Source organism: Parabacteroides sp. AF19-14 (assembly GCF_003635485.1).
Lineage (GTDB): Bacteria > Bacteroidota > Bacteroidia > Bacteroidales > Tannerellaceae > Parabacteroides > Parabacteroides distasonis.
Genome location: NZ_QTMJ01000013.1, coordinates 58,913 through 71,857, shown reverse-complemented (window position 1 = coordinate 71,857; position 12,945 = coordinate 58,913). Strand labels below are relative to the sequence as shown.

The following is a 12,945-nucleotide window of genomic DNA, read 5'->3' as shown; positions in this document are numbered from 1 at the left end:
AATTAGATATGAAAAACAAGGAACTTATAACGGAATTGGCGAATCGCATGGATTGGACTTCGAAGGAAGTTTCCGACATGCTTTCTGCGTTCAGTTCCGTCGTAAGTTCGAAATTAGTGGATAACGATACGATCTATCTGCAAGGCTTCGGCCAGTTCGAGGTGAAAAAGAAAGCGGAACGTATTTCCGTGAATCCGGCGAACGGGAAGCGATATCTGGTTCCCCCTAAATTAGTTCCCGTGTTCAAGCCCGGAACGACCGTGAAGAATCGTTTAAAGGAATTGGGTGATCATGAATAACCGGCTGAATATACAAGATTTAGCCGGTTTATTATCGGAGCGTACCGGCAAGGACAGAGGAGAGGTAGAGCGTTTCTTGAGAGATTTTATCTCGGTGGTATCCGAAGGGGTCTATACGGATAAGATCGTAAAAGTAAAGGGCTTGGGTACTTTCAAGATTATCTCTGTGGAGAAGCGGGAGAGTATCCACGTGAATACCGGTGAACGTTTCTTGATCCCCGAACATTATAAATTCTCTTTCCTGCCGGATAAAGACCTGCGGGAACAGGTAAACAAGCCTTTCTCTATCTTTGAGACGACAGAGATCAACGAGAACGTGGATTTCTCGGACATGGATGAGTCCGTAGAGGAGAAGGAAACGGAAGACGAGTCCGTGGAGGAGGTAATGCCGGATAAGGAAATCCCTTTGGCAAATACTCAGCCCAAAGAGAAGCCCGAACCGATACTAGAACCTGAACCTGAACCATTGCCTGAGCCAGAGCAAGCGTTTGATCCGGAGCCGTCATCGGTATCTGAACCGGAACGTGGATTGGAACCGGAACCGCCCGCGGAGCCATCTCCCATACCAAAGAGACCGGAAGAGCGAGCCCCTAAGAAACCGGAGGAGAAGGGGGTATTAATGATCGTTGCCTTTTTGATAATCGTAATCTCTGTATTCTTCTATTTGGGAAGGAATAATTGGAAACCGGCGCCTGTCCGAGAGGAGGTGGTAACGGAAGCCAAGGATACGGTCAAGGACACGGTTCAAGAATCAGCTTGGATGCTTCATCCGGACTCGGTAGCGGAGAAGACCCCGCATACGGAACCGGAGCCTTATGTGGAACCGGCGCCCAAACCATTGGGGCAGGTGAAGATCAAGCATGGCGACCGCCTCACCGTGATCGCCTTGGAATATTATGGCAATAAATTATTCTGGGTATATATTTACCAACATAATAAGGCTGTTATAAAAGACCCGAACAACGTCCCGATCGGTACCGTGATCGAGATACCCGCTCCGGAATCGTATGGCATCGATGCCAAGAGCCGTGAGTCGCGGGAGAAAGCCGCCGCCCTACAAACAGAGATACTTGCCGGGAAGTAAGAGAAATCTCCCTTTTTTAAGTAAAATAAAACAAAACAAGGAAGTGTTGGTTAGTATTATTTAACTGCAAAAGTGAAGGATACGAATTTAACATTTCTAATTTTGTGCATCCTAAAAAATCAACGTAAAATTGGGACAATATAATAACAATATAATAGAATAAATCTTATGAGTCAGACAGTAGACATTCGTGAGTTGAATGAGCGAATTGAAAGTAAAAGCTCGTTTGTGAACATGATTACGATGGGTATGGACAAAGTAATCGTCGGACAAAAGCATTTGGTTGAATCTTTGTTGATCGGTTTGCTTTCGGACGGACATATCCTGTTGGAAGGTGTGCCGGGTTTGGCTAAGACACTTGCCATTAAAACATTGTCGTCGTTGATCGACGCTAAATACAGCCGAATCCAGTTCACCCCGGACTTACTTCCGGCCGATGTGATCGGTACGATGATTTACAGTCAGAAAAGCGAAGAGTTCCAGGTAAAGCAAGGCCCGATCTTCGCTAATTTTGTGTTAGCGGACGAGATCAACCGTGCCCCGGCGAAAGTACAGAGTGCCTTGTTGGAGGCCATGCAAGAGCGTCAGGTCACGATCAGCGAGCATACCTACAAGTTGCCGAAGCCTTTCTTGGTAATGGCTACCCAGAACCCGATCGAGCAGGAGGGTACGTACCCGTTACCTGAGGCGCAGGTAGACCGTTTCATGTTGAAGGTGATCATCAATTACCCGAAGAAGGAGGAAGAGAAACTGATCATACGCCAGAATATATCCGGAGAACGTCCGGAGATCAAGCCGATCTTGACGAAAGAGGAGATCCTCGACGCCCGTAACGTGGTTCGTGAGGTTTATTTGGACGAGAAGATCGAGCGTTACATCGTGGATATCGTCTTCGCTACCCGTTTCCCGGCGGAGGCTGGTTTGCCGAACTTGGCGAGCATGATCTCTTTCGGCGCTTCCCCCCGTGCGTCTATCAACTTGGCGTTGGCCGCCCGTGCGTACGCTTTCATCAAGCGTAGGGGCTATGTGATCCCGGAGGATATCCGTGCGGTATGCCACGACGTGATGCGCCATCGTATCGGCTTGAGTTATGAGGCCGAGGCGAACAACTTGACTTCAGAGGAGGTAATCAGCGAGATCTTGAATAAAGTAGAAGTTCCTTAAATGGAGACAAGTGAATTATTAAAAAAGGTCCGCCGTATCGAGATAAAGACCCGTGGTCTTTCCCGTAATATCTTCGCCGGCCAGTACCATTCGGCTTTCAAGGGCCGTGGTATGGCGTTCAGCGAGGTAAGGGAATATCAATACGGCGATGATATCCGGGATATCGACTGGAACGTCACCGCCCGCTACGTCCGCCCCTACGTCAAGGTGTTCGAGGAGGAGCGTGAGCTGACGGTGATGCTGCTGATCGACGTGTCCGGTAGCCGTGACTTTGGCTCCGTCAACGTCATGAAGAAGGAGGTGATCACCGAGATCGCCGCTACCTTGGCTTTCTCGGCGATACAGAACAACGATAAGATCGGCGTGGTGTTCTTCTCGGACAAGATCGAGAAGTTTATCCCGCCCCAGAAAGGAAAGAAACATATCTTATATATTATCCGGGAGCTGATCGATTTCCATCCGGAGGAGACGAGGACGGATATCAGCCAAGTGTTGAAATACTTGACCAACGCCATCAAGAAGCGTTGCACGGCTTTCCTCATCTCCGATTTTATCGACAAGGAGGGTTTCAAGGACGCCTTGACGGTGGCCAACCGCAAGCATGACATGGTAGCCATTCAGGTGTACGACCGTCGTGAGACCGAGCTTCCCGCCGTAGGCCTTATGAAGATCAAGGACGCCGAGACCGGGAAGGAGCAATGGATAGACAGTTCCTCCGCCCGTGTGCGTGCGGCCTATAAGGAATGGTGGGAGAAACGGCAGGCGAAGATGAGCGATACGTTCAAGAAATGCCGTGTAGACTCTGTCTCTGTCCGTACCGAGGATGATTATGTGAAAGCATTGATTGCTCTTTTTGATAAACGTAATTAAAGCAAGCAGATGAAATTGATAAAGAAAAGTATCCTGTTTCTGGTCGCCGCCGCTTCCCTTGCGGGGGGAAAGGCATATGCGCAGAGACCGTTGATCGATGTCGCTATCGACTCGGCCGCCATATTGATCGGAGAGCAGACTACCTTGCACCTTACGGTAACGGCGGATAAGGATCGCCCCGTGCAGATCGTGATCCCGAACGATACCTTGATGACGGGTGTGGAGGTACTGAATCTCTCCAAGGCGGACTCTACGGAGATCGAGAACGACCGGCTCGTTATCAAGCAGGATGTATTGATTACCTCGTTTGACTCGTCACTCTATCTGTTGCCTCCGTTGAAGGTGATAGACGGGGTGGATACCGTATATTCCAACCAAGTCGCCTTGAAGGTCTCCACGATTCCCGTGAATGCGGACAAGCCGGAGGAGTTCAACGACATCAAGACCGTATGGAAGCCGCCTTTCGTATGGGCCGATTATTATCCGATCATTTACGGGATCTTGCTGGCCCTGTTCTTGATTTGCGTGATCGCCTATATCGTGAAACGGATCCGTGCGAAGAAGTCGTTGATACCATTCAAGAAAGAGGAGCCGAAGCTTCCGCCTCACGAGCAGGCCATCAAGGAACTGGACGAGATCAAGCAACAGAAACTCTGGCAGCAAGGACGAAGCAAGGAGTATTACACCTTGATCACGGATACGCTGCGTAAGTATATCGAGGATCGTTTCGGCATCAGTGCCATGGAGATGACTTCCGGAGAGATCTTAGACCTGATCCGCAAGAACTCCGAGGCGCAGAGCGTGTACGATAACTTGAGGCAGATTCTGCAATTGGCCGACTTTGTGAAATTCGCCAAGATGAACCCGCTGCCGGATGAGAATGATTTGAGTATGATGAACGCGTATTTGTTCGTGAACCAGACGAAGGTGGAGGAGATGCAAGAGCCGGAATCTACGAACGATACAACTAATTTAAAGGATTAAGAGATGGTATTTGCGAATCCTAATTATTTATATTTATTGTTGTTGCTCATTCCGATGATCGGATGGTATGTCTACAAGCTGAGCAAGAGTCAGGCCAGCTTGCAGGTCTCCTCGTCGGAGGCGTTCGAGGCGCCGGGAGCGACATCATGGATTGTGTACTTGCGTCACGTGCCTTTCGTGTTGCGTATGGTAGCGGTAGCGCTGCTGATCGTGATCTTGGCCCGTCCGCAATCCACGAATAGTTGGTCCAATTCTTCCACGGAAGGTATCGATATCATGTTGGCGATGGATATCTCGGGTAGTATGCTGGCGCAAGACTTGAAACCGAACCGCTTGGAGGCGGCGAAGGATGTGGCCGCGTCGTTCATCAACGGCCGTCCGAACGATAACATCGGTCTCGTGGTCTTTTCTGCCGAGAGCTTTACGCAATGCCCGTTGACAACCGATCATACGGTCTTGCTGAATCTCTTCAAGGATATCCAAAGCGGTATGATCCAAGACGGAACGGCTATCGGGTTGGGCTTGGCGAATGCCGTGAGCCGTATCAAGGACAGCCACGCTAAGTCGAAGGTGATCATCCTTCTGACCGATGGTTCGAACAACGCCGGCGAGATCGCTCCGGTTACCGCCGCCGAGATCGCCAAGACGTTCGGCGTGCGTGTCTATACGATCGGAGTCGGAACGAAAGGCATGGCGCCGTATCCGTTCCAGACCGCTTTCGGCGTGCAGTACCAGAATATACCGGTAGAGATCGACGAGGCTACGTTGAAGCAGATCGCCTCTACCACGGGCGGGCAATATTTCCGTGCTACGGACAACGCCAGCCTGAAGGAGATCTATTCCGAGATCGACCAGATGGAGAAGACCAAGATCAGCGTACAGGAGTACAGCAAGAAGCAGGAGGAGTATAAGAACTGGGCCTTGCTGGTGTTCGTCTTGTTGCTGGTGGAGATCTTATTGAGAAATACATTGTTGAGAAATATACCATAAAGATAAAAGGCTTATGTTTCGATTTGCGCATCCGGACTTTTTATATTTGCTTTTTCTCCTTCCGGCGTTGGTGGCGTTCTACGTGTACGCCATGATCGTGAAGAAGAAAGCGATAAAGAAATACGGTAACCCTACGTTGTTGGCCGAGTTGATGCCCGAGGTATCGACCAAGCGCCAGCATCTGAAGTTTTGGCTGTTGTTCGGAGCCATTACCATGGTTATCTTTATTATAGCGGGGCCTCAATTCGGCTCGAAACTGGAGACGGTGAAGCGTCAGGGAGTAGAGATCATGGTGTGTCTGGACGTATCCAACTCCATGTTGGCCGAGGACGTGTCGCCCAACCGTTTGGATAAAGCCAAACAGATGCTATCCCGATTGACGGACGGCTTTACGAATGATAAGGTAGGTTTGATCGTGTTCGCCGGCGACGCTTTCACGCAGTTGCCGATCACCTCGGATTATATCTCCGCCAAGATGTTCTTGTCCTCTATCAACCCGTCGATGGTCTCTACGCAAGGTACGGCGATCGGTGCCGCCATCAATTTGGCCGCCCGTTCCTTTACCCCGGACGAGACGACCGATAAGGCGATCATCTTGATCACCGACGGCGAGAACCATGAGGACGACGCTATCGGTGCCGCCAAAGCCGCCGCCGAGAAGGGCATCCACGTGAACATCGTGGGAATGGGTGATCCGAAAGGTTCTCCGATCCCCATCCAAGGAAGCAATAATTATATGAAGGATAAGGATGGAAACGTGGTGATCACGAAGCTGAACGAGCAGATGGGTCAAGAGATCGCCGCCGCCGGAAACGGTATGTACGTACGTGCGGACAATACGAACTCCGCCCTGAAAGCCCTTCAGAAAGAAATCGAGAAAATGAACAAGACGGAGCTGGATAGCAAGGTCTATTCCGAGTATGACGAGCAGTTCCAGATTTTCGCTTGGATAGCTTTGTTCCTCTTGATCGCCGATTTCATGACCTTGGATCGTAAGAACCGTATATTTAGGAAAGTAAAATTATTCTCTTAATTCGACGAAGTGATGAGACGTATATATAAATCTATGATATGGGTATCGGTCTTGGCGCTCAGTGCCGGGGCGGTCTCTGCTCAGAAAGCGGAACGGAAGAACGTGCGTGAGGGGAATAAACTTTATGAGAGCGAGAAATACACCGAGTCCGAGATCGCTTATCGCAAGAGCTTGGAGGTGAATCCCCGCTCTACGGAAGGAACCTATAATCTGGGAAACTCCCTATACAAGCAAGGCAAGTTCCCCGAGGCCGCCGAGCAATATCAATTGATCGCCGGGCAAGGGGAGAAGATGGTGGCTACGCCGGAAGGGAAGGCACGCTTGTCGGAGGTGTATCATAACATGGGAAATATCTTCATGCAGAACAAGGATTACGGCAAGGCCGTGGAGGTGTATAAGCAATCGCTTCGCTTGAACCCGAAAGATGACGAGACCCGTTATAACTTGGCCTTGGCCCAAAAACTGCTGTCGGATCAGCAGAATCAGGATCAGAGCCAAGATCAACAGAACGACGACAAGCAGGAGAACAAGGATCAGAAGGACGATCAGCAGCAACAGCAACAACAACAGCCGCAAGACGACCAGAAGCAGGATAAGACCCAAGAGCAACAGCAATCCAACGAGCAAATGAGCAAGGATAATGCCCAGCAGATGTTGGACGCCTTCCTGCAAGATGAGAAAGACACCCAAGAGAAGGTGAAGAAGGCGCAGATGCAGCAGCAACAACGCCGGAAGACCGAGAAGGAGTGGTAAACTGGATAATTAACGAAAAAATGAGATACACAATGAGGAAATTAATTTTCTTATTCATCCTGATGTTAACGGTAGGGGTGGCGACAAAGGCCGCGGATGTGACCTTCAAGGCCTCGGCGCCCCAAGCGGTGGTAATGGGAGAGCAGTTTCGCTTGACTTTCACCGTCAATGCCGAAGGCAAGGATTTGAGAGTGCAGGAGATGCCAGACTTTGACGTATTAATGGGTCCCTCCCAATCCACCTCCTATAGCAGTAGCTGGGTGAACGGGAAGAGTACCAGCGAGACAACCGTTACGTATACGTATGTCTTGATGCCGAAGAAGGAAGGTACGTTTAATATAGCTCCGGCAACGATCAAGGTGAACGGCTCTAATTATACATCGAATGGCTTGGCCATCAAGGTGCTTCCGGCTGATAAGGCGGGTAAGCAAGAGGCGGAGACAACGACGGCGAGCGGGGCGATCTCTAACGATCGGCTGTTCGTGAAGATGGACGTATCCAAACGAAGCGTGTTCGAGCAAGAAGGTTTCTTGGTGACTTTCAAGGTCTATTCCTTAGAGAACTTCGCAATTACTGGCTTGAAGTATCCTGAGTTTGAGGGTTTTCTTGTGCAAGAGATCGAGCTTCCGCAAGAGAAACAACTGACCTTGGAAAACTACAACGGACGTAACTACCAGTCGGCCGTGATGCGTCAAGTGATCCTGTATCCGCAACGCTCTGGAAAGATTACGATCAGTAGTGGCAAGTTCGACGCCGTGGTGAAGGTCCGTATGCAACAAGCGGGTGGCGGTAGTATCTTCGATAGCTTCTTCGACTCGTATCGGGATGTGAGCAAGGTGTTGACCACCTCTCCGGTTACTATCGACGTGAAGCCTTTGCCCTCCGGTAAGCCCGCTTCTTTCTCCGGTGCCGTAGGTACGTTCTCCATGACGGCTGATATCAGCTCGAACAACGTCAAGACAGACGAGGCTGTAACCATAAAGGTGAAAATCACGGGTAACGGAAACGTGAAGTTGGTGAAGAACCCGGAAGTGGTTTTCCCGAACGATTTCGATGTCTACGACCCAAAAGTAGAGATGGACATCAAGACCACGACTGCCGGTGTCAGTGGAAGCAAGACGATCGAATATATGGCGATACCCCGTTACGCGGGTGATTTCGAGATCCCGGCGATCGCTTTCTCCTATTTCGATATCAAGTCCGGTTCGTACAAGACCATCAAGTCCGAGCCTTATAAGTTGCATGTGGAGCAAGGCAAGGGCGGTAGCGGTTCTTCCCCGGTCGTATCGAACTTCAGTAATAAAGAGAGCGTGAAATACTTAGGCAAGGATATCCGTTACCTAAAGACGAAAGGCTTCTCCTTTATCGAGGGAGGTGATGGTATATTCTTCGGTTCCTTTATGTATTATCTTTGCTATATCGTACCGGCTATCTTGTTTATCGTATTCTTCTTTATCTATCGTAAGCAGGTGAAGGAAAACGCCGACATCGCCTTGGTTCGTACCAAGAAGGCGAACAAGATGGCGGTTAGACGTCTGAAGAACGCCGGCAAGCTGATGAAAGAGAACAAGAAGGAAGAATTCTACGACGAGGTACTGCGTGCGTTGTGGGGCTATTTGAGCGATAAGCTGAGTATCCCGCAATCCGATCTGACCAAGGATAACGTAGAGACAGAATTGGCTAAATACGGTGTAGACGAATCCTTGACGAATGAGTTCATGGATATCTTGAATACTTGTGAGTTCGCTCGTTACGCTCCGTCCCAAGCGTCAGACGCTATGGATAAGCTGTATGAGCTGACGGTAGACGCTATTGGTAAAATGGAGAATACAATTAAAAAGTAAGAAGATGAAGATGACTATAAATTTAAGAAAGGTATTGTTTTTCTTATTGACTCTATGTCTGATAGGATCTGCTTATGCGCAAGATACCGCCTTGAAGGAGGCCGAGGTCGCTTACACGAAAGAAGATTACGCGAAGGCGATCGAGCTATATGAGGGAATCTTGAAGAGCAATGGCGAGTCTGCCGCCGTTTATTATAATTTGGGAAATGCCTATTATAAGGCGGGTAAGATCGCTCCGGCTATATTGAACTACGAACGTTGTCTTCTGCTGGATCCGGGTGATAGCGATGCTCGCTTCAATTTACAGATGGCCCGTCAGAAGACGATCGATAAGATTGAGCCGGTTGGTGATTTCTTCTTGGTCAAATGGTTTAAGAGCGTGGAGAACCTCGGTTCCGCAGACTCTTGGGCGAAGACTGGTATCGTGTGCTTCCTGTTGTTTATCGGTTGCTTGATCTTGTTCTTTTTCTCCCGTTGGGTACGCTTGAAGAAGATCGGTTTCTATTTGGGTATCCTATTTATTATCATGGTTGTTTTTGCCAATATATTCGCCAGCGACCAGAAGGATGAGATGATAAACCGTAAACATGCCATCGTATTCGCCCCGACCGTTACGGTGAAAAGCTCGCCCGACGCTAGCGGTACGGATCTTTTCGTATTACATGAGGGAACGAACGTGACCGTGAAGAGTACGCTTGGCGAATGGAGCGAGATCGAGCTTGAGGATGGGAACGTAGGATGGATGCCTAGTAAAGACATAGAAAAAATCTGATACATGCTAGAACAATTATTGGTTTGGGAACGTGATGCGTTCTTTATGCTTAACGGTAGCGACTCCGCTTTTTTAGATCGCTTTATGTGGATCTATTCAGGCAAGGCGGTTTGGCTACCGTTAGCCTTTTTTATATTGGTGGTATTGTGCTATAAGAAGAACTGGAAGGAGTGGTTGTTGATCTTATTGGCCATAGTCTTGACGATCACGCTATGCGACCAGTTCGCTTCGCATGTTTGTAAACCCATCTTCACCCGTTTCCGTCCGACTCATCACCCTGATTTTATGGATCAGGTAAAGGTGGTGTTCGGTTATCGGGGAGGTATGTATGGATTTATCTCCAGCCATGCGGCGAACGCTTTCGGTTTCGCTACCTTGATGGCGCTGATCTTCCGGAATAAGCTATTTGGATGGACTATTTTCTTTTGGGCGATTTTGACTTCCTATACTCGTATTTATTTAGGAGTGCATTTTATCACGGATATTATTCCGGGAGCTTTATCCGGTCTGCTATTCGGGTATGTTGTATATCTGTTATACCTCTATATAAGGCCTAAATTGATTCCGGCAGATTCTTGGGTACGTCCGGAGGCCATTTACTCGGATACCCGGAAACGTTTGATCACCTATGCGATTTGGTTGACCATCCTTTTAATAGCTCTATTTAATGAGCAATTGGTATCGTGCTTAATATAAGAGATTTTCGTTAAGTATGTCGTAAAGCATATTTGTTTTCAGCTGATTTTCTCAATAATAATTTGTTTCAATGCTATTAAATGACTAAGTTAGTGCCATAATATTAAACAAAAGTATTAACCTTCAAAATAAGAAAGCCATGACAAAGACGATTACATTTAACGAACTGAGAAGAATTAAAGATTCGTTACCTGACGGAAGTACACAACGCATCGCCGATGAGCTGGGATTAAAGGTAGAGACAGTTCGTAACTATTTCGGTGGACATAATTTTCAAGATGGACGGAGTTGTGGTTTCCATATCGAGCCCGGTCCAGACGGAGGGTTGGTTGTTTTAGATGATACGACTATTTTCGAGCGTGCTTTGCAGATACTGGCCGAGAGTCAGGATGCCGAAGCACAGAAAGCGTAAGAGAAATTCATTCGTATAAAAAATCCCATAGCTAAATGAAAGAACGCTTTGGGATTTTTTTATATTCAACAATTCATAAATCCCGATTGTTTCATCTATAAAAATGTATTGAGTATGGAAGATAAATTAGTGACATTGGCTATCCACACGTTCGAGAAAGCCCAGATTCTCAAGACAATCCTCGAAACAGAAGGCATAGAGGTCTATATACATAATGTAAACCAGATTCAGCCCGTCGTTTCGGCAGGAGTGCGTGTGCGTATTAAGGAGAGTGATTTACCGCATGCTTTACGCATTATTGAAGATAATAAATGGTTTGAGGAGCCGAAAGAGGAAGAAGCGAAGGTTAATGCGGTCAAGAAAGTTCTGATCCCGATTGATTTCTCGGATTATTCCGCCAAGGCTTGTGAGTTGGGAATTAATTACGCGCATGCGGTAGGTGCGGAGGTGATGATCATGCACGCCTATTTCAGCCCCTATTTTCCATCCGCTATCCCGATGGGAGATACATTGGCTTACCAAGTAAACGAGGAGGAATCCGTACAGCATATCTTACAACGTGTCCGTATCGATATGGAGAATATTTGTACGCATATCAACCGGAAGATGTCCTCTGGCGAATTACCCAAGGTAAAATACGATTATGTATTACGTGAAGGCTTGCCGGAAGAGGAGATCATCGCTTATAGCAAGGAGTATCATCCGACATTGATCGTGATGGGAACGAGAGGTAAGAGCCAAAAAGATATGGATCTGATCGGTAGTGTGACCGGAGAGGTAATCGAGGTGAACCGGGTTCCTGTATTGGCGATACCGGAGAATGTTCCTTTCACGGATTTGAGAGACGCTAAGAATATCGCTTTCGCGACATCGTTTAACCAGAGAGATTTGGTTGCGTTTGACGAGTTTATGGAAATCATCAAAGGCTTTGATCTTAATATCCATCTATTCAATATCTCTACCAGTAATGATGAATGGAATGAGATTCGTTTGACGGGCGTTCGTGAATATTTCAAGAAACAATATCCACATGCCCATATTTCCCATACGGTTCTAGCCGATGGTGACTTGCTGTTAGCCATCGAGAAATTTGTTCGTGATAAACAAATTGATGTTATAGCCCTAAGCACATATCGCCGTAATATCCTAGCCCGAATGTTCAATCCTTCGATCGCGAGAAAAATGTTATTCCACACCGATACTCCGTTATTGGTAATTGATAGCAAGAAGTAGCTTCTTATTCAAGTAACAAATAAAAAAGTGGATATGTGAAAAGCCTATATCCACTTTTTTATTATATATCCTGATATTTGTATAAACCGGAATTTATGCTTTGCTTTGTGGCTCATCAGAAAAATAATAGAATATATGATTACTTATTTAATTATTGGAATAACAGTGATTCTCTCTTTTATCTGTTTTAGTAATAGGGAGTTATTTATGAAATTAGCGTTTATCCCATATCGTACGATCCGGAATCATGAATATTATCGTATCGTGACACATGGATTTATCCATGCGGATATGACACATTTGCTAGTGAATATGTTCACGTTCTGGTCATTTGGTCTCTATATTGAACGAACGTTCCGATATATGGGATTCGGCAGTGGGGCTTATCTGGCTCTTTATTTCGGGGGAATGACCGTGGCTTCGCTTTATGATTTGATAAAACGACGTAATGATCCGTATTATGTCTCTATCGGTGCGTCTGGAGCGGTATCGGCGGTTCTATTTACCTCTATATTCCTTGATCCTTGGGGAAAGATCTTGTTTTTCGCCGTGCTGCCTGTCCCCGGAATCGTATTCGGCTTGCTATATCTGGCCTATTGCCAGTATATGGCGAAACAAACAGGAGATAACATAAATCATAATGCCCATTTCTACGGGGCTATTTATGGATTGATTTTCCCAATGCTGCTGGAGCCTTCGTTATTGCATCTCTTTTTGTCTCAACTTACGTTTAAGGGATGATCCACCCTGAACGGATAATTTAAGGTTATTTTTTGTCCGAAGATTATTTCCGGGTAGGTAAACTTGTCTA

General features: G+C 47.3%; 14 protein-coding genes. All 14 read left to right on the top strand.

Going from position 1 to position 12,945, the window contains the following annotated elements; all coding sequences use genetic code 11:
• Nucleotides 1-8 precede the first annotated feature (8 nt).
• A complete protein-coding gene (locus DWX33_RS13860) occupies nucleotides 9-299 on the top strand; it encodes an HU family DNA-binding protein (protein ID WP_233570185.1) in 291 nt (96 codons plus the stop codon).
• Nucleotides 292-1,383 (top strand): HU family DNA-binding protein, encoded by a 1,092-nt coding sequence (locus DWX33_RS13855; RefSeq protein ID WP_122380562.1) that lies wholly within the window; start codon nucleotides 292-294, stop codon nucleotides 1,381-1,383. The genes DWX33_RS13860 and DWX33_RS13855 overlap by 8 nt, the downstream gene beginning before the upstream one ends.
• A gap of 168 nt (nucleotides 1,384-1,551) precedes the next feature.
• Entirely contained in the window at nucleotides 1,552-2,547 is a 996-nt protein-coding gene (locus DWX33_RS13850; protein ID WP_005857243.1) for a MoxR family ATPase, read from the top strand.
• The gene (locus DWX33_RS13845) at nucleotides 2,548-3,417 is read left to right on the top strand and encodes a DUF58 domain-containing protein (protein WP_005857241.1); all 870 of its coding nucleotides are present in this window, start codon (nucleotides 2,548-2,550) and stop codon (nucleotides 3,415-3,417) included. It abuts the gene before it with no gap.
• Between the two features lie 9 nt (nucleotides 3,418-3,426).
• Nucleotides 3,427-4,401: a hypothetical protein gene (locus DWX33_RS13840; RefSeq protein WP_036611452.1), complete on the top strand. Its 975-nt coding sequence runs from the start codon at nucleotides 3,427-3,429 to the stop codon at nucleotides 4,399-4,401.
• A gap of 3 nt (nucleotides 4,402-4,404) precedes the next feature.
• Entirely contained in the window at nucleotides 4,405-5,391 is a 987-nt protein-coding gene (locus DWX33_RS13835; RefSeq protein ID WP_122380561.1) for a VWA domain-containing protein, read from the top strand.
• Nucleotides 5,392-5,404: 13 nt separating this feature from the next.
• On the top strand, nucleotides 5,405-6,424 hold the full coding sequence (locus tag DWX33_RS13830; protein WP_005857235.1) for a VWA domain-containing protein: 1,020 nt from the start codon (nucleotides 5,405-5,407) through the stop codon (nucleotides 6,422-6,424).
• A gap of 12 nt (nucleotides 6,425-6,436) precedes the next feature.
• The gene (locus DWX33_RS13825; protein WP_005862642.1) at nucleotides 6,437-7,177 is read left to right on the top strand and encodes a tetratricopeptide repeat protein; all 741 of its coding nucleotides are present in this window, start codon (nucleotides 6,437-6,439) and stop codon (nucleotides 7,175-7,177) included.
• A gap of 32 nt (nucleotides 7,178-7,209) precedes the next feature.
• Nucleotides 7,210-9,021 (top strand): BatD family protein, encoded by a 1,812-nt coding sequence (locus tag DWX33_RS13820; protein ID WP_005862640.1) that lies wholly within the window; start codon nucleotides 7,210-7,212, stop codon nucleotides 9,019-9,021.
• A gap of 4 nt (nucleotides 9,022-9,025) precedes the next feature.
• Complete coding sequence (locus DWX33_RS13815; protein WP_005862639.1) at nucleotides 9,026-9,793, top strand: tetratricopeptide repeat protein; 768 nt, start codon at nucleotides 9,026-9,028, stop codon at nucleotides 9,791-9,793.
• A 3-nt stretch (nucleotides 9,794-9,796) separates the two neighbouring features.
• A complete protein-coding gene (locus DWX33_RS13810) occupies nucleotides 9,797-10,489 on the top strand; it encodes a phosphatase PAP2 family protein (RefSeq protein WP_121962311.1) in 693 nt (230 codons plus the stop codon).
• Nucleotides 10,490-10,628: 139 nt separating this feature from the next.
• Nucleotides 10,629-10,901 (top strand): hypothetical protein, encoded by a 273-nt coding sequence (locus DWX33_RS13805; protein WP_005857225.1) that lies wholly within the window; start codon nucleotides 10,629-10,631, stop codon nucleotides 10,899-10,901.
• A 114-nt stretch (nucleotides 10,902-11,015) separates the two neighbouring features.
• Entirely contained in the window at nucleotides 11,016-12,134 is a 1,119-nt protein-coding gene (locus DWX33_RS13800; protein WP_005857223.1) for a universal stress protein, read from the top strand.
• Nucleotides 12,135-12,269: 135 nt separating this feature from the next.
• Nucleotides 12,270-12,875, top strand: coding sequence for a rhomboid family intramembrane serine protease (locus tag DWX33_RS13795; protein ID WP_122369742.1), 606 nt, complete (start codon nucleotides 12,270-12,272; stop codon nucleotides 12,873-12,875).
• Nucleotides 12,876-12,945 lie beyond the last annotated feature (70 nt).